The organism is Aurantiacibacter sp. MUD11, assembly GCF_026967575.1.
Lineage (GTDB): Bacteria > Pseudomonadota > Alphaproteobacteria > Sphingomonadales > Sphingomonadaceae > Alteraurantiacibacter.
On record NZ_CP114054.1, the window covers coordinates 921,062 to 941,006 of the forward strand.

General features: G+C 65.1%; 17 protein-coding genes and 1 tRNA gene. 13 read left to right on the forward strand and 5 right to left on the reverse strand.

Annotated elements, in window-relative coordinates; genetic code table 11:
- Positions 1 to 30: 30 nt before the first annotated feature.
- Positions 31 to 2,880, reverse strand: coding sequence for a TonB-dependent receptor plug domain-containing protein (locus tag OZN62_RS04550; RefSeq protein WP_269101557.1), 2,850 nt, complete (start codon positions 2,878 to 2,880; stop codon positions 31 to 33).
- Positions 2,881 to 3,201: 321 nt separating this feature from the next.
- On the opposite strand from OZN62_RS04550, the gene infA reads away from it, so the two are divergent.
- From infA to OZN62_RS04575, 5 genes are all read left to right on the forward strand, one after another.
- A complete protein-coding gene (gene infA, locus OZN62_RS04555; RefSeq protein WP_119585286.1) occupies positions 3,202 to 3,453 on the forward strand; it encodes a translation initiation factor IF-1 in 252 nt (83 codons plus the stop codon).
- A 16-nt stretch (positions 3,454 to 3,469) separates the two neighbouring features.
- Positions 3,470 to 4,051 carry a Maf family protein gene (locus tag OZN62_RS04560; protein WP_269101558.1) on the forward strand — a complete coding sequence of 194 codons (582 nt, stop codon included), beginning with the start codon at positions 3,470 to 3,472 and terminating at the stop codon, positions 4,049 to 4,051.
- Entirely contained in the window at positions 4,044 to 5,042 is a 999-nt protein-coding gene (locus tag OZN62_RS04565) for a ribonuclease (RefSeq protein WP_269101559.1), read from the forward strand. The genes OZN62_RS04560 and OZN62_RS04565 overlap by 8 nt, the downstream gene beginning before the upstream one ends.
- Complete coding sequence (locus tag OZN62_RS04570; RefSeq protein ID WP_269101560.1) at positions 5,039 to 5,212, forward strand: DNA gyrase inhibitor YacG; 174 nt, start codon at positions 5,039 to 5,041, stop codon at positions 5,210 to 5,212. The genes OZN62_RS04565 and OZN62_RS04570 overlap by 4 nt, the downstream gene beginning before the upstream one ends.
- Positions 5,213 to 5,312: 100 nt before the next feature.
- Positions 5,313 to 5,387: transfer RNA gene (locus OZN62_RS04575), tRNA-Phe, on the forward strand.
- A 10-nt stretch (positions 5,388 to 5,397) separates the two neighbouring features.
- Here OZN62_RS04575 and OZN62_RS04580 read toward each other — a convergent pair.
- Positions 5,398 to 6,447 carry a hypothetical protein gene (locus OZN62_RS04580; RefSeq protein WP_269101562.1) on the reverse strand — a complete coding sequence of 350 codons (1,050 nt, stop codon included), beginning with the start codon at positions 6,445 to 6,447 and terminating at the stop codon, positions 5,398 to 5,400.
- Positions 6,444 to 7,436: a hypothetical protein gene (locus tag OZN62_RS04585; protein WP_269101563.1), complete on the reverse strand. Its 993-nt coding sequence runs from the start codon at positions 7,434 to 7,436 to the stop codon at positions 6,444 to 6,446. The genes OZN62_RS04580 and OZN62_RS04585 overlap by 4 nt, the downstream gene beginning before the upstream one ends.
- Positions 7,437 to 7,499: 63 nt before the next feature.
- Between OZN62_RS04585 and wrbA the strand changes: the two genes are divergently transcribed.
- From wrbA to purQ, 8 genes are all read left to right on the forward strand, one after another.
- On the forward strand, positions 7,500 to 8,102 hold the full coding sequence (wrbA, locus tag OZN62_RS04590; RefSeq protein ID WP_269101564.1) for an NAD(P)H:quinone oxidoreductase: 603 nt from the start codon (positions 7,500 to 7,502) through the stop codon (positions 8,100 to 8,102).
- A gap of 119 nt (positions 8,103 to 8,221) precedes the next feature.
- On the forward strand, positions 8,222 to 8,659 hold the full coding sequence (locus OZN62_RS04595) for a DUF2267 domain-containing protein (protein ID WP_269101565.1): 438 nt from the start codon (positions 8,222 to 8,224) through the stop codon (positions 8,657 to 8,659).
- A gap of 71 nt (positions 8,660 to 8,730) precedes the next feature.
- The gene (locus OZN62_RS04600) at positions 8,731 to 10,023 is read left to right on the forward strand and encodes a cation:proton antiporter (RefSeq protein ID WP_269101566.1); all 1,293 of its coding nucleotides are present in this window, start codon (positions 8,731 to 8,733) and stop codon (positions 10,021 to 10,023) included.
- Between the two features lie 132 nt (positions 10,024 to 10,155).
- On the forward strand, positions 10,156 to 10,671 hold the full coding sequence (locus OZN62_RS04605) for a hypothetical protein (protein ID WP_269101567.1): 516 nt from the start codon (positions 10,156 to 10,158) through the stop codon (positions 10,669 to 10,671).
- Between the two features lie 200 nt (positions 10,672 to 10,871).
- Entirely contained in the window at positions 10,872 to 11,678 is an 807-nt protein-coding gene (purC, locus tag OZN62_RS04610; protein WP_269101568.1) for a phosphoribosylaminoimidazolesuccinocarboxamide synthase, read from the forward strand.
- A gap of 56 nt (positions 11,679 to 11,734) precedes the next feature.
- Positions 11,735 to 14,632: a M16 family metallopeptidase gene (locus OZN62_RS04615; RefSeq protein ID WP_269101569.1), complete on the forward strand. Its 2,898-nt coding sequence runs from the start codon at positions 11,735 to 11,737 to the stop codon at positions 14,630 to 14,632.
- Positions 14,633 to 14,724: 92 nt separating this feature from the next.
- A complete protein-coding gene (gene purS / locus OZN62_RS04620; RefSeq protein WP_269101570.1) occupies positions 14,725 to 14,958 on the forward strand; it encodes a phosphoribosylformylglycinamidine synthase subunit PurS in 234 nt (77 codons plus the stop codon).
- Positions 14,958 to 15,629: a phosphoribosylformylglycinamidine synthase subunit PurQ gene (purQ, locus tag OZN62_RS04625; RefSeq protein ID WP_269101571.1), complete on the forward strand. Its 672-nt coding sequence runs from the start codon at positions 14,958 to 14,960 to the stop codon at positions 15,627 to 15,629. The genes purS and purQ overlap by 1 nt, the downstream gene beginning before the upstream one ends.
- 37 nt (positions 15,630 to 15,666) lie before the next feature.
- Here purQ and OZN62_RS04630 read toward each other — a convergent pair whose 3' ends face one another.
- Together OZN62_RS04630 and glmS are read right to left on the reverse strand one after the other, a co-directional pair.
- Positions 15,667 to 18,018, reverse strand: a complete 2,352-nt coding sequence (locus OZN62_RS04630) for a putative bifunctional diguanylate cyclase/phosphodiesterase (RefSeq protein WP_269101572.1) — start codon at positions 18,016 to 18,018, stop codon at positions 15,667 to 15,669.
- A 71-nt stretch (positions 18,019 to 18,089) separates the two neighbouring features.
- Positions 18,090 to 19,913 (reverse strand): glutamine--fructose-6-phosphate transaminase (isomerizing), encoded by a 1,824-nt coding sequence (glmS, locus tag OZN62_RS04635; protein WP_269101573.1) that lies wholly within the window; start codon positions 19,911 to 19,913, stop codon positions 18,090 to 18,092.
- Positions 19,914 to 19,945: the final 32 nt, after the last annotated feature.

Sequence of the window (19,945 nt, forward strand, 5' to 3'; positions counted from 1 at the left end):
AAGCCGCGGAGGCGGGTTCGAAAAACGAACTCAGAACAACTTGCGGATCTCGATTTCGAAGCTGCGTCCCACCGGATCGAGCAGCAGCGGCTGGTAACGCTGCGGCGTATCGCCGTTGCTGTCGGTCACCCGCTGGCGCGCATCGAACAGGTTGTCGATGCCGATGCCGATGCGGGTATTCTCGAAGAACGGCACCTGCTCCACCAGTCCCTGACGCCGGCCAAGATCGGCGAAAGCGCGCAGGTTGAAGGTGACGATATCGTCGAAATAGAGGTCCGTGCTGCCCGGCTGGCTGCTGCCTTCGATGCGCGAGGAACCGGTGTAGTTGGCGAAGGAAATCAGGCCGAAGCCGTCATAAAATACGCCGGCCCGCGCACTGGCGGCATGGCGCGGTTCGCCGCCGCCGGTCAGCGCATCGCCATCGAGCAGGTCGAGACGCGGCAGGCCCGGTGCGATGAGCACGGTGTTTTCCAGCTCCAGCGTGTAGTTCAGGTTCAGGAACCAGCGTCCGCTGGGCGGACCACCGGAGCCCCCGAAGGGGCCGAAGCCGCCACGGAAACCGCCGCGACCACGGCCCCCACCGGCCGGCGGACCGCCCTGCCCGGCCTGTGGCGGACCGCCCGGAGGACCTCCTTGCGGTCCACCCTGTCCAGCGAACTGCGGCGGCCCATCCGCGCTGCAAATCCGTTCGCGAATCGCAGCAAATCGTTCGGGATCGACCTGGCCGTTCTCGCCGGTCAGCCGCTCCAGCATCTGCGGCGGGATGGCAATCGGCTGGCCGTCCGGTCCGACCGGTGGTTCTTCACCGGCCGCCTGCGCCGCGATGGCGCGGTTGAACAGGTCGGCCAACTGGTCCGGCTCGGTCTCGCAGAAGGTCGCGCGCATGGCCTGGAAGCGCTCGGCATTGGGCGGACCGCCCTGCCCCGTTGCGCCGCCTTGACCGCCGCCGAAGGCACCGGGCGGTGGGCCACCGGCGGCGCCACCCGGCGGTCCGCCGCGACCGCCGCGGCCTTCGCTTTCGCCACCGATACGACCCGAGAGGTTCAGGCCGAACTGCAGTCGCCGCTCGTCGCGCTCGGCAAAGGTGATGAAGCGCTCGTCCACCTGGATCAGCTGGCCAGTGGCATCGCGGGTGACGCGATCCGGAAAGGCCGCTTCGATTTCCGGCGTCAGCACCGGCAGGCTGGCGGTGACGTTGGTGGAGTGGTTGTCGTAATAGTCGACCGATACCGAGCCGCCATCGATGAAGGGCAGTTCCCAGATGACGCCGAACTTCCAGTCGCTCTGGTCCTGCGCCGGCAAGTTGGGATTGCCGCCGGTGATGACGGTGGCCAGCACCGTCTCGTTGTTGAGAATGTCGAACACCGGCACGTTGGGTGTCGCAATCGCCGGATTGCCCAGCTGGCTGAGCGACGGGGCAACTTCGCGGTTTATATGATTGGCGGTGAAGGTGATCGTGTCGGTCACGCCCCAGGTCACGCCGGCGGTCCAGTCGGTCAGCGTGCCGAAGTCCGAGAGGTAATCGACGCCCACATTCAGGTTCAGCGTAATATCGCCCACCGCGCCAACAACTTCCTCGTCGCGGCTGGTCAGCGGGATGGCGACGTTGGCTCCGCCGAACACGCGGCTGCGCGAAAGGCCGATATCGGCTGCCAGCGCGCGGGTGTCGCTGCTCTCGATGCGGTTCCAGCGATAGCCTGCGTCGAGCGTCACGGAGATGTCCCCGGCAGGCAGGAAGATCGGTGTCGCCCGCGCGGTCGACAGCGCGTTGAATGTGTAGGTGTCGGTCAGCGATTCATCGACGCCCGCCTCTGCGAAAGTGCCCAGGTCACCGTCGATGGCGATCAGCCCGGCGGCAGCATCGGCGACGAGCGCCGTGGTATCGACGCGGCGGCCGGTGCGGCTGATGGAATCCACGTAGGTCCCGTCGAGCGTACCCGTGACTTCCCACTCGCCGAGTTGCAGGTTGACCGTGCTGCCCATGGCGTAGGTTTCACTGCGCCGGTCGACCGTCAGCGGGTCTTCCTCGTTGAAGGTGCGCCGCAAAGTGTTGTTCTGGTCGTCGGTCAGCAGCACGATGTCGAGGCCCTGCAGGCGCAGACTGTCCTCGCGCTCGTAGGTCGCATTGAGGCTGAGCGAATTGCCAGCCTGGCCAAGGCGCGTCGACCAGTTGACGGTCGCCTCCACTCCGGCGGAATCGGCCACCAGGCTGCGGTATTCGGCGGGATCGGGATCGGTGGCGAGGTCCGGCAGACTGCCGTCGGCCTGCACGATATCGCGCTCGGCCTCGGTCAGCATGCTCGAATTGTCCCATTCGAGATTGAGGTTGAGCCGGCTCGGCCCGTCGATCCGTAGGTAGGTGCCTTCCACCTCCTGCGTCGAATAGCCGCCATCGAAGGGCTGGCCATATTCGACTTCGATCTCGCGGCTGGAGAAATTGTCCTTGAGGATGAAGTTCACCACCCGCTGGTCCGGCGAATAGCCATAGCGCTGGGCCACGTCCTCGCTGAACACCTCGGTCCGCTCGATCGCCTCCGGCGGGTAGCTGCGCAGTTCGCGGAAGGAGGAAATGCGCACGCCGTTGACGAGGATGACCGGGCCACCGCCACCGCCGAAACCGCCACTGCCACCGCGCCCACGGCTGGAATTCACCTGCGGGCCAAGCGCCTGCAGCAGTTCGGCAATTGAACCCGCACCGTAGGCGGCGATATCCGCTTCATCGAGTTCGAGGATCGGCGGTTCGGGTGCATCCACCTGTCCGACCAGCCGCGCGCCGAGCACGAGGATGGTGTTGACGTCATCCTCCTCCACTTCCGGCGCGGGGCCGGTGGCGGGTCCGTCATTTTCCTGTGCCGTGGCGGCGGACGGTGCGGGCTCCACCTCCTCCGCCAGAACAGGGGAGGCACACAACATCGAGGCGATGGCCAATACGCTGCTAGATTGCGAAATTCTCACGCCTTGGGGGGCTCCGGACAAAATCAACGAATGCGTTGGACGCGCATATGTGCTGCAGCGCAAAAACGCGCAATACGGACCGTTGTCTTATTTTGTCGCAGATGTATCGCAGCTTTCGCAGGGATTCAGGCGGGTTCCACCGGTACCTTGGTAAGGGGTGGCTTCCCTTTTGGGCCGCTTGCCGCTATGGCGCGCCGCCAATATCTCGTATTTGCGCTGAATTGCTAACAAGGACCAAGAAACTGAATGGCTAAAGAAGAACTTCTCGAAATGCGCGGCAAGGTGGTGGAGCTGCTGCCCAATGCAATGTTCCGCGTCGAGCTCGAGAACGGCCACGAAGTGCTCGGTCACACCGCCGGTCGCATGCGCAAGAACCGCATCCGCGTGCTGGTGGGCGACGAAGTCCTGTGCGAACTGACGCCCTACGACCTGACGAAGGCGCGTATCACCTATCGCTTCATGCCAGGCCGCAGCGGCCCGCCGGGATACAACGGCTGAGGCGCAAAGAGCGCCCGTGACCTCCGGTACACCCAAGCTCATCCTTGCATCGGCCAGCCCGCGCAGGCGCGAACTGCTGGGCCGCCTTGGCGTAGAGCCGGACGCGGTTGCCCCCGCCGACATCGACGAAAGCCCCCTGCCCCGCGAACTGCCGCGCGCCTATGCCATGCGCATGGCGCGGGAGAAGGCGCAGGCCGTGGATGGAGGCGGAGCGCATGTACTGGCGGGCGACACGGTCGTTGCCGCCGGGCGGCGCATCCTGCCCAAGGCCGAGGACGAAGCGACCGCACGCGAATGCCTGCAACTGCTCTCCGGCCGTCGCCACCGCGTCCTGTCCGCGATTGCGCTGGCCGCGCCTGACGGCTCCATCGCCGAGCGACTGAGCGAGACCCAGCTCAAGTTCAAGCGCCTCTCCGCCGCCGAGATCGAGGCCTACATCGCCAGCGGCGAATGGCACGGCAAGGCCGGCGGCTATGCCATCCAGGGCATGGCCGAAGCGCTGATCCCGTGGATCCAGGGCAGCCATTCCGGCGTGGTCGGCCTGCCGCTTTACGAGACACGCGCCTTGCTGAAGGCAGCGGGGTTCCCCATTGGCTGAGCGCCCCTCCGACGGCTGGCTCGTCGAACGGGGCATCGGCGAGGAACGGGCGATCCGCTCGCAGGACGGCGAGATCGTTGCCGCACGCATCCATTGGCCGGGCAACCTGACGCTTGGCCAGGTAGAAGACGCGGTGGTCGTCAGCCTCCGATCGAACGGCGCCTGGCGCAACAGCGGTATCGTCCGCTTTGCCAACGGCCAGGAAGCCCACGCCAGCAGGATTCCGCGCGAGACCACCGAAGGCATGCGGGTGCGGCAAAAGGTGACGCGAGAGGCGATTGCCGAACGCGGACGGCTGAAAATCGCCAGATCCACGTTCACAGAGGAAGCGGTCACCCCACCGCCGGGCCTGCTGCAACAGCTTACATCCGAAGGCGCAGATGCCCGCGAAGTGACAGCCTTCCCTGGCGAGGCCGACTGGGACGAATTGTTCATCGAGGCCTGGACAGGCGAGGTGCCCTTCAGCGGCGGATCGCTGATCCTTTCCCCCACACCGGCGATGACGCTGATCGACGTGGACCTGCACGACTATCCCGAGGCGCTGTACCACAACGGTATTCCGGTCCTGGCGCGCACGCTGGCGCGGATGAACATCGGCGGCAATATCGGCATCGATTTCCCCACGCTCGACAAGTCGGACCGCAAGGCCATCGACGATCGTCTGTCGAAGTTCCTTGCAGACTGGCCGCATGAACGCACCGCCATGAACGGTTTCGGCTTCGTGCAGATCGTCGCGCGGCTGGAGCAGCCGAGCATGTTGCAGCGCCTTGCCTGTCACCGCGTCGGAGCTGCCGCCCGTTTCCTCTTGCGCCGTGCCGAAAGGCTGGAAGGTGCCGGCAAGATCGAACTGGCCGCGCACCCTGCCGTCATTGCCAAGCTGACGGAGGAGTGGCTGGCGGAACTCCAGCGACGTACCGGCCGCGAGGTGTCAACAAGGCCGGATCCGACCCTTGCGATCGAAGCACCGCACGCCCAGCTTGTGCCACGATGAGCACCAAGACCGCCAAACCCTGCCCGATGTGCAAGAAGCCGCGCAGCGAGGAATTCGCGCCCTTCTGCTCCAGCCGTTGCCGCGATCGCGACCTGGCGGCGTGGTTCAACGATGGCTATGCCGTGCCCGGTCCGCCGGCCTCCCCCGACGATATCGCACGCGAAGACTGATTTTTGCCGACAAGGGGTCTTGCCAAGCGCGCAAGGCTTCGCCATAGGCGCGCTTCACTCGCTGGCCGGGCACTTCGAAGATGCCTGTCGCCGATGAGATGCCTGGGTAGCTCAGTGGTAGAGCAGACGACTGAAAATCGTCGTGTCGGTGGTTCGACTCCGCCCCCGGGCACCACTCCTCCAGACTAGTCCGGAACCGCGTCCCAGCCGAGTGGCGCGCCGCGATAGAACGCGTCGATGCGGGCGATCCCGCCGCGTTCGTCCAGCTTAAACAGGTACGCGCCGTTCACGGACATCGGCGAGATCATGTTGGTCAGGATGCGACCGTCGAACTGTTCGCCGGTATTCGCCCCCTCAACCGCGCCACGAGGTCCGGGATAGGTCACCGTGCCAATGCCCGGAGCTTCGAACGAAAGCACGGTGCCGGCTTGGTCGAGCCTTACGAAGGCGATCCCGATGCCACGCGCGCTATCGGCAAAAATGCGCACGTCGCCTACCGAGAAGTTGGAGTAGTAGCCGCTTTGCATCTGCGCATTGCAGCCCAGCGCGAAAGGTCGAAATCCCGGCTGTGCGGGATCGAGCAGGTCCGCATCGCTTACGTCGGTCGCGCGCTGTCCGTTGTCGGTGCGCACGCAATCGTCGGGAAAGCCGAAATCCATCGGCAATGGCCCTTCCGCCTCGCCAGTCGCGAAGGCGAAGTAGCGCCTGATAGTCTGTTCGATATCCTGCACAGGGTTTGAATGCGCCTGCGCAAAAGCGGGATCAGGCGGCCCGACCAGTTCGCCATCCATCGTAAAGGGCAGCATCGGTTGCAACAGGGTAATCGTGCCGCCCCGGTCGCCACCGAATTCCTCGCGGATCGGCAGCACGTCCACACTGGCAATCTGGTCACCATCGGCCACCAGACGATAGGCCATCACGCCGTGGACGGTGTTCTCGATGCTTTCGACGATGCGGACGACCGTATCGCCATCGGCCAGTTCCACGCGGTAATCGAGCTCGGGAAAGTCCACCGCGCCTTCCAGCGCCGTGGTTGTGCGCCACATGCCGTCCCACGGGTCCAGCCGGGCGCCGTTCTCGGTGTAGGTGAAGCCCTCCGCCAGGGGCAACACGCGGTAGTCGCCCGCGACCAGTGCCCGCTCGAAACGGTCCGCGAGGTCTTCCGGCGAGCTCTGCGCCGTTGCGGGAGTCGCAACCAGCACCGCCGCTGCGGCAATCATCCAGCGCGCGCTCATGGGATCACCACCACGCCTTCGGCATCGGCCCATGGGGGCGGATTGCCATAGGGCGTTTCGATCAGCGTCATCTCGATGCGGTGGATCATGCCGTCCTTCAACTTGAAGCCTTCCACCACGGTCAGGCCGCGCGGAACGTTGAAATAGGGCGGCAGCACGAAGGTGTTGCCGGTCGAAAGCGGCAGCTCGCGCACCGTGCCGTCATGGTCGAGGTAGACCATGGCCAGCACCGCCTGCCGTTCCTCGTCCAGCACCAGGAAGCGCCGGTCACGAATGTCGGTGACGAAACCGAGGAAGCCCATGCCGAACTGGTTGCGGCAATCGAGCGAGCGGAAATCGGTGTCCTGCGAGTGGCCATAGGCCTCGGCAGTCTCGAGATTGGTGGTCTTCAGCCCGTGCTCCAGCCGGTCGCAGTCCGGATGGAAGAAGGTGTAGTCGGCACGGCCATCGTTGCGCACCATGGCGGTGAAGTAGCGGTTCACCACGCTGACCATCTCGTCACGCGACAGGCGCTCTTCCTCCGGTACGGTTTCGTACCAGGTGGCTTCGGCCTCACCCATTTCCTCGTAGCGGGCGTAGCCACCCGGATCACGGATGTAGAGCGTCTCGATCTCGTGGATTTCGCCGCCCATTACCCGCATCCGCAGGTCGAGCATGGCGGGCGCGCCGTGTTCGGTAACGGTGGTGATGACGCCGACGTTGCCCGTATGCGGATCGGCGAAGACGTGACGATAGGTTCCCAGCCCGTCGATGGTCGCCCAGCTGCCCCGCCCCGGCTCCAGCTGCACGCCATTCTCCGCGAAGCGCACCTCCTCCGCCAGCGGCAGCGCGTCGAGGTCTTTCGCCACCATCGCCGTCAGGTAGGCATCGACATGCCCCTCCAGGCATTCGCGCGCGCAGCCGTTGTCATGGGCGGATAATGGATTGATCGCCTGGGAACCCGGCCCAAGGGCCAGCATTGCAAAAGCGGACAGAATCAATCTACGCATGGAACTCCCCTCGCCGCGAGCTTAACGGCAAGGAATTATCCGGCAAGCAAAAGGACTTCACTCATGGCCCGCATCCTCGTGCTCTACTATTCCTCCTACGGTCACATCTCGCAGATGGCGGAAGCCGTGGCCGCCGGCATTCGCGATGCCGGGCACGAGGCCGACATCCGCCGCGTGCCGGAAACCGCACCGCAGGAGATCGTCGAGAACTTCGGCTTCCAGACCAATGACGAGCATCCGCTGATCGAAGGCCCGGATGCCCTGGGCAGCTATGACGGCCTGGTGCTGGGCGCCCCGACCCGCTTTGGCCGCCTGCCCAGCCAGATGGCCGCCTTCCTCGACACCTGTGGCGGCGTCTGGGCCAGTGGCGCGCTGATCGGCAAGCCGGGCGCGGTGTTCACTTCCAGCAATTCGCAGCACGGCGGGCAGGAAACCACGTTGTTCTCCATGATCACCAACCTGCTGCATTTCGGCATGTCCATCATCGGTCTCGACTACGGCTTCGACGGCCAGAACGGCGTCGACGAAGTCAAGGGCGGCGCGCCTTACGGTGCCACCACCATTGCCGGGCCGGACGGCAGCCGCCAGCCGAGCGAAGTCGAGGTGGAAGGCGCCAAGTACCTCGGCCGCCGCGTGGCGAACACGGCCGCCAAGCTGATGGACTAACGCCGGAATCTCGATGTGATCGAGATCAATGACGGACCCGTTCAGTGATATCAGAGTAATAGGTGCGGCATCTGCGATGCGGGCCGCATTGTTGCTCCGATATCTGAGGAGGTTCCGTCATGAGCACCACCGGACTCGAGGTCTTCGACAAGACACTTCACACGACCCATATCTGGCTCGATGAAATCAACGACAAGATCGGGCCGGACCGCGCCGTCGCCTGGAAAGTCCTGTCCGTCGTGCTGCACACCTTGCGCGATCGCCTGCCGATGCAGGTCGCCGCGCACCTGGGAGCACAACTGCCGCTGATGGTGCGCGGCATCTATTACGATCAGTTCGAACCCGAAAAGCTGCCCAGCGACATGCAGAGCGCGGAGGAGTTCATCCACGCGGTACAGGACGGGCTGCACAACACCCGCACCGTCGATTCCAAGGACGCGATCGAGGCGGTCTTCTCCGTCCTTTCCGGCCACGTTTCGAGAGGACAGATCGAAAAGGTGCGCCACGCGCTGCCCAAGAACCTGCGCGCGCTGTGGCCCGAAGAGATGCTGGCCTGACCGAGCCAATCCACCGCGCACCCACTGTGATCGATATGGTCAAGCGCTCTGCGCGCGGCTAACCGTGCGTAATGCATGAAACTTCAGGCGGACTATCCCCCTTCGACCTCGCGGCCATGCTGGTGGTCGCCTCCGCCCTGCTGGGCTGGTTCAACCACCACTTCATCAAGCTGCCCCACGTCATCGGGCTGACAGTGATGGGCGCGGTGGCCGCGGTGGGCCTGCTGGTCGCCAATGCCTTCATCCCCGGCGTCACCCTGGACGATACCGTCGCCCGCCTGCTGGAACGGATGAACTTCACCGACACGCTGCTGCAGGGGATGCTCAGCTTCCTGCTGTTCGCCGGCGCGCTGCATGTCGATCTCGACCGGTTGAAGGCCGACTGGGCGCCCGTTCTGCTGCTCTCCACCGTCGGCGTGATCGTCTCCACGGTCATCGTCGGCCTGCTGACCTGGGGCGTCGGCCTGCTGCTCGAACTACCCATCGCACCGATATGGTACTTCGTTTTCGGCGCGCTGATCGCCCCGACCGACCCGGTGGCGGTGCTGGGCGTGCTGAAAGAGGAACACGTCGAGGAAAGCCTGCAGGCCAGCGTCGCCGGCGAAAGCCTGTTCAACGACGGCGTCGGCATCGTGGTCTTCACAATCCTGCTGGGCGCCGCCGTGACCGGCCAGGACTTCGACATCGGCGAAGGCGCGCGGCTGTTCGTGATGGAAGCTGGCGGGGGAATCCTGATCGGCCTGGTCGCGGGCTACATGGGCTTCCGCGCCATGCGCTCCATGGACGAATACGGGCTGGAGGTGACGATCACGCTCGCCGTCGTCATGGGCGGCTATGCGCTGTGCCATGCGCTGCACGTGTCCGGCCCGCTGGCGATGGCGGTCGCCGGCCTGCTGATCGGCAATCACGGCGTCACCTACGCGATGAGCGACATCACCCGCGATTATGTCATCAAGTTCTGGGAGGTGGTGGACGAGCTGCTCAACTCCGTCCTGTTCCTGCTGATCGGGCTGGAAATGATCGCGCTGGTGCCGGGCGTGGATGAAAGCCTGCTGATGCTGGCGGCCATCCCCGTCACCCTGTTCGCTCGCGCCGCGGCCGTGACGCTGTCGACCCGCGTGGTGCCCGCCGCCCGGCCCAAGGCAGAGGGCGCATGGGGCGTCCTGTGGTGGGGCGGTCTGCGCGGTGGCATCTCCGTGGCACTGGCCCTGTCGCTGCCCGCCGGGCCGGTGCGAGACCTGGTCCTGGCCGCCACATTCGGGGCCGTTCTGTTCAGCGTCCTCGTCCAGCGAGCCACGCTGGGCCGCATGATCGAGCGCAGCAAGGTGCCGCACGAAGGCGAGGTTCCTGCCGGGCTTGAGTGACCTTCCCGCCACACTGCTCAGACAAGTGTAGGTGACTGGTTACTGGTGAAAAATGTCGCTTGCGAACGCTCTCAATTGCGCACATCCATGGCGCAGGCCAAACATGGTCTGACACTAGGGGGACAATTTCCTATGAAGTTGAAGTTTGCGACCGCCGTGCTTGCGGCGTCCGTCGGCCTGTCTGGCTGCGCCACCGTTCTGAATGGCGTGAACCAGCCGGTCGAATTCCAGTCCGATCCCGATGGTGCGGTGATCGAACTCTACAGCGGCCAGAGCTGCACGACCCCGTGCTCGTTCGAAATGCGCCGTGGCGACGATAACATCGTGACCTTCTCGCGCGATGGCTACCAGGACGTCGAAGTCATGATTCAGAGCCGCACCGGTGGCGGCGTTGCCGGCAACCTGCTGGCCGGCGGCATCATCGGCGGCGTGGTGGATGCCAGCAATGGTGCTTCCAACCACCTCTATCCCGATCCGGTCTATGTCCGCATGGTTCCGGTCGGCGAGAATGGCGAAGCCCTGCTGCTCGACAAGGACGGTGAAGTGATCAGCACCGTTGCCGAATACAACGCCGAAGTCGAAGCCGACGTGCGCGAAGGCCTGGTCGACCAGGGCCTGGTCGCCGGCGCTGCCGACGAAGAAGACTGAGCCGGTTCGCCAATGCGAATTGACGGGGCGCGGCAGGCGACTGCCGCGCCCCTTTTCTTTGCCGGGGGCCGTCACTCCGCCTGCAATTGCCTCGCCCTGCCCCCTCGTGTATAGGCTCGGCTTCCGCGCGCCCCGGCCCATGCGAACCCGTTTCGCCACGCCGGGGCGCTCGCTTTTTCAAGTTGGAAAGGTTGCCGCCCATGTCCCGCCGTCGCCAGATCTACGAAGGCAAGGCCAAGATCCTTTACGAAGGCCCCGAACCGGGCACGATCATCCAGTATTTCAAGGATGATGCCACGGCCTTCAACGCCCAGAAGAAGGGCACGATCAACGGCAAGGGCGTGATCAACAACCGCATCAGCGAGTATATCTTCACGCGCCTGGCGCACATCGGCATCCCCACCCATTTCATCCGCCGCCTCAACATGCGCGAGCAGCTGGTGCGACAGGTGGAAATCATTCCGCTGGAAGTGGTGGTGCGCAATGTCGCGGCCGGTTCGATCGCCAAGAAGCTGGGCATCGAAGAAGGCGAGATGCTGCCGCACACGCTGATCGAGTACTACCTGAAGGACGATGAGCTGGGCGACCCGATGGTGGCCGAAGAGCACATCGCCTGCTTCAACTGGGCCGGTCACGAGGAGATGCAGGACATCTCCAGCATGGCCATCCGCATCAACGATTTCCTTTGCGGCATGTTCGCCGCGGTCGATATCCGCCTGATCGACTTCAAGCTGGAATTCGGCCGTATTTACGACGGCGAATTCAGCCGCGTCATCCTGGCCGACGAGTTCAGCCCCGACAACTGCCGCCTGTGGGACATGGCCAGCGGCGAAAAGCTGGACAAGGACCGCTTCCGGCGCGACCTCGGCGGCGAGGAAGAGGCCTACCAGGAAGTCGCCCGCCGCCTCGGCGTGCTGTCGGGCGACGACAACGGCCCCGGCGAAGTGCTGGACATGGATGCCCACCGCTCGCGCCTGCGCACGCCCCCGTCCAAGCCGAAGAAGTAAGCACGGCCCAAGGTCGGCCATTGTCGGTTAAGGCTTTGGTCGGCAAAAGAGCACTCATGAAGTCAAAGTTCCTCCCGGCGCTGCTGGCAGCGCTCGCCCTTCCGTTCGCTTTTGCCCCTCCCGTCGCCGCACAGGCGCCGGAGCTTGCCGCCCAGCCGTGGGACGTGCCTGCGAACATCCCGGCCGAAGTCGCTGAGGCCTTTCCGGAAATCGCGGATAGCGACCTGCCGTTCGACACCGACTACCGGGTCGGCCGGCTCGACAACGGGATGCGCTACATCATCCGTTCCAACGCCACCCCGCCGGAACAGGGTCTGGTGCAGTTCTGGGTCGATTTCGGCTCCGTCGCGGAGGCCGAGGACGAGCAGGGCTATGCGCACTTCATCGAGCACATGGCCTTCAACGGTTCGACCAACATCCCCGAAGGCGAGATGGTGCGCTTGCTGGAACGCGAGGGACTGGCCTTCGGTGCCGACACCAACGCCTCGACCGGCTTCGACACCACGCTCTATCGGCTGGACCTGCCGCGCAACGATGCGGACCTGCTCGACACTGCGCTGATGCTGATGCGCGAAGTCGCCAGCGAGGTGACCTTTGCCGACGACGCGGTGGAGCGCGAGAAAGGCATCATCCTGTCCGAACGGCGCGTGCGCGATACCTACCAGCTGCGCACGGCGGTCGACAACTTCGCTTTCCTCTATCCGGGTAGCCGCATGTCGCAGCGCCTGCCTATCGGCACGATCGAGACGATCGAAGCCGCCAACGGCGACAAGCTGCGCGCCCTCTACCAACGGTATTACCGACCCGAGAACACCGCGATTATCGTGATCGGCGATTACGACGCCGACACCGTCGAGGCGGCGATCCGTGAAAAGTTCGGCGACTGGCAAGGCGAGCCACGCCTCGACACGCCCGCCTTCGGCCCGGTCGACCCCGACCATGCCGGCGCGACCGACATCTATCTCGACCCGGCGCTATCCGAGGAAATCCGCGTGTCGCGGATCGGCGAATGGCGCGGACAGCCCGACACCATCCAGAGCCGCCGCGAGCGCGCCTTGCGCCAGATCGGCTACGGCATCGTCAACCGCCGCCTGCAGCGGCTGACCCGCACTGAAGACCCGCCCTTCCGCGCCGCCGGTTTCAGCACCAGCGACTTCTTCGAGGAAGGCCGCGTCACCGACCTTGCCGTGCTGGCGGCAGAGGGTGAATGGCAGCGCGGCCTTGCAGCAGCGCAGAGGGAATATCGCCGGGCATTGGACTTCGGCTTTACCGAAGCCGAAGTTGCCGAACAGGTCGCCAATCTGCGGCAGGCCATCGAGAGCAATGCGGCAGGCGCGGCGACACGCGGCAACCAGAGCTTCGTCGTCGGCGCGGTCACCCTGCTGCGCGACGGACAGGTGCCGACCACGCCGGCCAGCGCGCTGGAGCGCTGGCGCGAGCATGAGCCGCTGATCACCCCCGAAGCCGTGCTGGAAGCCCTGCGCGCCGACGTGGTGGAGCTGGAGAACCCGCTGATCCGCTTTGAAGGGCAGACCCCGCCCGAAGGCGGCGAGGCTGCGCTACGGGTGGCCTGGGATGCCGGCATGGCGCTGGAACTGGAAGCGAATACCGAGAGCGAGGCCGTGGAGTTCGCCTACACCGATTTCGGCGAACCCGGTGAGCTGGTGCAGGACACGGTCGACGACCGCCTCGGTATCCGCACGCTGCGGTTTGCCAATGGCGTGATGCTGAACCTGAAGCGCACCGATCTCGAGGAAGACCGGGTGCTCGTGCAGATGAACATCGATGGCGGGAACCTGCTGGACACGCAGGATAACCCGCTTGCCACCGCACTGGCCGGTTCACTGCCGCAGGGCGGGCTCGGCGCGCACACGCTGGACGAACTGCAGACGATCATGGCGGGCCGCCAGGTCTCCCTCAACGTCAATTCCGCCGAAGAGACCTTCCGCCTGTCCGGCATCACCACGCCGGACGACCTGCAGTTGCAGATGCAGCTGTTCACCGCTGCCCTGCTCGATCCCGGCTTCCGTTCGACCAGCGAAGCGCAGTTCCGTCGCAACGTGGTCGCCTGGTTCGACAGCGTGACGGCGACGCCGGCTTCCGCGCTCAGCGCCGAGGCCGGTGGCGTCATCTCCGATGGCGACCCGCGCTTCTCGCTGCAGTCGGAGGAGGACTACCTCGGCCTGACCTTCGCCAAGCTGCGGCAGGACATCGCCGATCGCTGGCAGAACGGCGCGATCGAGCTGGCGATCGTCGGCGATATCGACGAGGACGCCACCATCGCGCTGGTCGCCGCCACGCTCGGTACTCTGCCCCCGCGCGAAGCCGAGTTCGGCAGCTATGAAGACCAGCGGCAGCGCACATTCACCGACAATCGCGGCATCCACGTGGTCTATCACGATGGGCAGCCCGACCAGGCGATGCTGCAAATGGTCTGGCCGACCCGCGACGACCGCGCCGACGAGGAATCGCTGCAACTGATGCTGCTCGACCGCGTCATGCGGATCCGCCTGCTGGACGTCATCCGCGAGGAACTGGGGCAGACCTATTCGCCCAGTGTCGATTCCTCGCCGTCGCGCACCTATCCCGGCTTCGGCACCTTCGACATCTCGGCGCAGGTCGATACCGCGCAGGTGGATGCGACGCGCGAAGCCATGCTCTCGGCCGTGCGCGGCCTGCGCAATTCACCGGTTGACGAGGACACCCTGCTGCGCGCGCGCCAGCCGCTGCTCGAAACGGTCAGCAACACGCTCGACAGCAACGGGGGGTGGATGAGCCTGGTCGACCGCGCACAGACCGAACAGCCCTGGATCGACCGCTTCCTGCGGGCCGAGGAAATCTTCCGCGCGGTTACGCCGGAAGACGTGCAGGCGCTGGCGCAGCGCTATCTCGATCCGGAGGAACGGCTGGAGTTCGTGGTGCTGCCCCGGCCTGCCGCAGCGACTGCCGACTGACCATCCCCTGCCAAGGCCAGCGCGGGTCTTGCAGGCGGCGGGTTCAATCGCCATAGGCTGCGGCAGAATTCCCGCTGCAAAGGCCAGAACCCATGAAAGTCCGCATCCACGTGAGCCTGAAGCCCGGCGTGCTCGATCCGCAAGGTCGTGCCGTCCACCACGCGCTGGAGGGCCTTGGCTTCGAAGGCGTCGAGGATGTGCGCGTCGGTCGGCTGATCGAACTGGACGTGGCCGACAACACCACCGACGCCGCGCTGGACGAGATGTGCCAGAAGCTGCTCGCCAACATGGTGATCGAGAACTACCGCATCGAGAAGGTCGGCTGATGAAGACGGCGGTTGTCACCTTTCCCGGTTCCAACTGCGACCGGGACATGTGGGTCGCCCTGCGCGACGTTTCCGGCAAGGACCCGGTGAAGGTCTGGCACGGCGATGCCGACCTGCCCGATGGCCTCGATTTCATCGCCCTGCCCGGTGGCTTTTCCTACGGTGATTACCTGCGCAGCGGCGCGATGGCGGCCAACAGCCCGATCATGCGCTCGGTCAAGGCGGCGGCAGAGCGCGGCGTGCCCGTGCTGGGCGTTTGCAACGGCTTCCAGGTGTTGACCGAAAGCGGCCTGCTGCCCGGCGCGCTGATGCGCAACGCGGGGCAGACCTTCATCTGCCGCACGGTGCCACTGAAGGTGGAGAACAGCCAGAGCCTGTTTACCAGCGCCTATGAGGCAGGCGAGACGATCCATATCCCGGTCGCCCACCACGACGGCAACTACTTCGCCGACGAGGAAACGCTGGACCGGCTCGAAGGCGAAGGCCGCGTGGCCTTCCGCTATCTCGAAAGCGTCAACGGCTCGCAGCGCGACATTGCCGGCGTGCTGAACGCGCAGGGCAACGTGCTGGGCATGATGCCGCACCCCGAACGCGCCATCGAGGACGACCACGGCGGCAGCGACGGTCGTCGACTGTTCGAGAGCGTGATCGGAAGCCTGGTCGCTGCCTGATTCTCTGCGCAGCCGCATCCGCGGCTGCGCAACATGATCAAGCGGCGCGAGTGCGGCGCTTCGACACCAGCGAACGCGCCTCCAGCGCTTTCATCGGCCGGCCGAAGTAGTAGCCCTGGATCTTGGTGCAGCCCAGCTCGCGAATCAGCGCGGCCTGCTCGGCATCCTCGACGCCCTCGGCCGTGGTCGACATTTCCAGGCTGCGCGCCATGGCCACCACCGCGCGGATAATCGCCAGGCTTTCCTGGTTGTCCTGCGCCGCGCCCTGCACGAAGCTGCGATCCACCTTGATGGTCGAGAAACGTAGCGTCCGCAGGTAACCCAGCGACGAATAACCGGTGCCGAAATCGTCCAGCGCGATGGAACAACCCAGCGCCGTGATCTCTTCCAGCGTCTGGCGCGCGGTGCGGCCATCGCGCAGGAAGACGCTTTCGGTCACCTCGATTTCCAGCCGGTGGGCGGGGAGACCGGTTTCGGCCAGCGCCCTGACAATGGTGGCGGGGAAATTGGGTTCGAGCAGCTGCTCGCCCGAAACGTTGACCGCAACCTTGATATCGTCCGTCCAGTTGGTCGCTTCCTTGCAGGCCTGGTGCAGCACCCAGTCGCCGATCGGCACGATCAGGCGGGTATCCTCGGCCAGCGGGATGAACTTCGCCGGGCTGACGAAGCCGAGCTCCTCGCTGTTCCAGCGCAGCAGCGCCTCGAAGCTGACCACCGTTTCGGTCTTGGCGTTGACCACGGGCTGGAAATTCAGTTCCAGCTCCTCGTTGCTCACGGCGTTCCGCAGCGCCGCCTCCATGGTCCGCCGCTCCTCGGCGTCGGCATGCAGCGACGGGACATATTCGAAGTGCTCGTTGCCGCCCTCGTCCTTCGCGCGATAGAGCGCAAGGTCGGCATTGCGCATCAGCATCTCTACCGTGTTGCCGTCGCGAGGGCCGATGGCCGAGCCCACGCTGGCACCGATGAAGAGGTTGTGATTGTCGATCACATAGGGCTGCGACAGGGTGTGGATGATGGAATCCGCCAGCTGCTCCACCCGGCTACGATCGCTGGCATCGCGCATCACCACCGCAAATTCGTCCCCGCCAAGGCGTCCGCACTGCTCGTTCTCAGTCATCACTTCGGCAAGACGCCGCGAAACCTTCGCCAGCAGCTTGTCGCCGATGTGGTGCCCCAGTGAATCGTTGACCGCCTTGAAGCGGTCGAGGTCGATCATCAGGAAGGCGCAGCGCGTCTTCCACTTGTCAGCATAGCGCATCGCCTCGCCCAGCGCCTCGTTCAGCATCAGGCGGTTGGGCAAGCCGGTCAGCGTGTCATAGCGTGCGAGGTAGGCGATCTTCTCGTCGCGGTCGCGTTGTTCGGTGACGTCGGAACCGACCCCGCGGAAGCCGATGTAGGCCCCGTTCTCGTTGTGCAGCGGCGTGCCCGAAAGCTCCCACCAACGGCGACCGCCTTCAAGTTCCACCTGCACCAGCAGGTTGGAGAAGTGTTCGCGGTTCTTCAGCTTCTCGGCCAGCTCGTGCAGGCTGGGTGCGAAATTGCCGCTTTCCCAGGCCGACCCGGCAATCCGCTTGATGAAGCTTTCGCCTTCGATCTCGTTCGGCTGGGCCCCCAGCGCAAAGGCGAAACGCGGCGATGCGCTGCGAATGCGGCGGTTGGTATCGACCTGCCACAGCCAGTCGGATTCCTTCTCCTCGAACTCTCGCAACAGCAGCGAGACGACCTCGTCCTTCTCCGCAACGCCCGCCTCGGCGATCCTGGCGGAGAGATAGGTGCGTGCCGAGCGCAGGGCCGCGACGACGATGGCAATGGTGTAGCCGATGCTGGCGATGGCGAACCCGAAGTTGCTGACCAGCAGGAAAGACGCCGTAGCAGCCACCCCCACGATGAGGTCGAACACCACGATGGCGACCGGTGCGCTCGACATGGCTGCGGCGCTGCCGGCGATGAGCATGGCGACGAGCGCCCAGAGGGCATAGTGTTCGGTGGTGCCACCGAGCGGCACGAAGAACAGCAGGGCCGCAACCCAGGGAACGGTGCAGCCGGCTACGCCCAGGGCCTGACGGAAGAACTCGCTTCGCAGCGAGCCGCGCTTGTCCGCATCGACAAACTTGTTTTCCAGCCGGCCGACGTTCCAGACGGCAGCCACGATGGTGAGCAGCCACAGGCCGAGGATCCAGTGAGCGATGACATCGGCATAGAGCGTGACGGCCAGCATCGCGGCGAGGCCGTGCGAGCCGATCCGGATCGGATTGACCTTGGGCAGCTCGGCGTACTGGAGCGAGCGCAGGCGGGTCCAGTCGCCCTCTCCGGGGTCGCGCAGGCCGATAACCTGCAACGCGTTCAACCGCAGAGGCAGGCTTGGCAGACCAGAATGCTTGTCGCTCACGCGGTCTTGGTACCCGCGGAATGGTTATTGTGCGGTAAAGTCGCAGCCTTGCGATTAGGTGAATCGAATCCCTATTCGACGGTCACCGATTTCGCGAGATTTCGCGGCTGGTCGACGTCCGTGCCCTTGGCGACGGCGACGTGATAGGCCAGCAATTGCACCGGCACGGCATAGACCAGCGGCGCAATCAGCGGATGCACCTTGGGCATCTCGATCACGGCCATGCAGCCTTCGCCCGCCTGGTCGATGCCTTCCCGGTCGGAAATCAGCACCACCTTGCCCCCGCGCGCCTGCACTTCCTGCATGTTGGACACGGTCTTCTCGAACAGCGGACCCGAAGGCGCCAGCACGATGACCGGAACGGCGTCGTCGATCAGCGCAATGGGCCCATGCTTCATCTCGCCGCTGGCATAGCCTTCAGCGTGGATATAACTGATTTCCTTCAGTTTCAGCGCGCCTTCCAAGGCCAGCGGGAAGTCCGCCCCGCGGCCGAGGTACAGCACGTCGCGCGCCGGGGCGATGAGGTGCGCCATGTCGGCAATTTCCTCGTCATGGTCGAGCGCGGCATTGAGGCACGCAGGCGCTTCGAGCAGGTGCTCGACCACCTTGGCCTCTTCCTCGCGGCCCATCAGGCCCTTCTTCACCGCGAAATGCGCGGCCAGCGCGGCCAGCACGGCCAGCTGGCAGGTGAAGGCCTTGGTCGAGGCGACGCCGATTTCCGGTCCGGCGTGCGTGGGCAGCAACAAGTCTGCCTCGCGCGCCATGGAGCTGGTGGGCACGTTCACCACCGCCGCGATCACCTGGCCCTGCGCCTTACAGTGCTTGAGCGCGGCCAGCGTGTCGGCTGTCTCGCCGCTCTGGCTGATGAACAGCGCCAGGCCACCATCGGGCAGAATCGGCTCGCGGTACCGGAACTCGGAGGCGAAATCGATGTCGACCGGGACGCGGGCGAACTGTTCGAACCAGTACTTTGCGACCATGCCGGCGTAGTACGAGGTGCCACAGGCCACGATGGTGACACGGTCGATGGCGGAAATGTCGAAGTCGATCTGCGGCAGGGCCACGCGCTGTTCGCTGGGCCGCAGGTAGGACCGCAGCGTCTGCGCCACCACGGTCGGCTGCTCGAAGATCTCCTTCTGCATGAAGTGGCGATAATTGCCCTTCTCGATGGCAGCGGCAGAGGCCCCCGAAGTGCCGATCTCGCGTTCGACGACATTCCCGTCGACGTCCCGGATCGTCGCGGATTCGCGGGTGATCGTGACCCAGTCGCCCTCTTCGAGATAGGCTATCTGCTGGGTCAGCGGAGCGAGCGCCAGCGCATCGGAACCAAGGAACATCTCACCCTCGCCGTAACCGACGACGAGCGGCGAACCGAGGCGCGCGCCGATCAGCAGGTCCGGATTGTCACGGAAGGTGATGGCGAGCGCGAACGCGCCGCGCAGGCGCGGCAGGACATCGGCGACGGCCTCTTCGGGCGACTTGCCGCCTTCGATCTCGCGGCTGATCAGGTGAACGACGACCTCGGTGTCGGTTTCGCTTTCCAGCGTGCGACCGGCTTCGCGCAGTTCGTCGCGCAGTTCCTTGAAATTCTCGATGATACCGTTGTGCACCAGCGCGACATGCTCGGTCGCGTGGGGGTGGGCGTTCTTCTCGGTCGGTGCACCGTGTGTTGCCCAGCGGGTGTGGGCGATGCCGGTGTGGCCGGGGGCCGGATTGGCGGCCAGCACCTCGACGAGGTTGTTCAGCTTGCCCTCGGCCCGGCGGCGCACCAGCGCGCCGCCGTTGACCGTGCAGACGCCGGCACTGTCGTACCCGCGATATTCCATGCGCCTGAGGCCATCCACCAGCCGCGCCGCAACATCACGTTCGCCGACAATTCCGATAATTCCGCACATGCTTGCGATGGCCCCTCAAATTCATGCGGTCC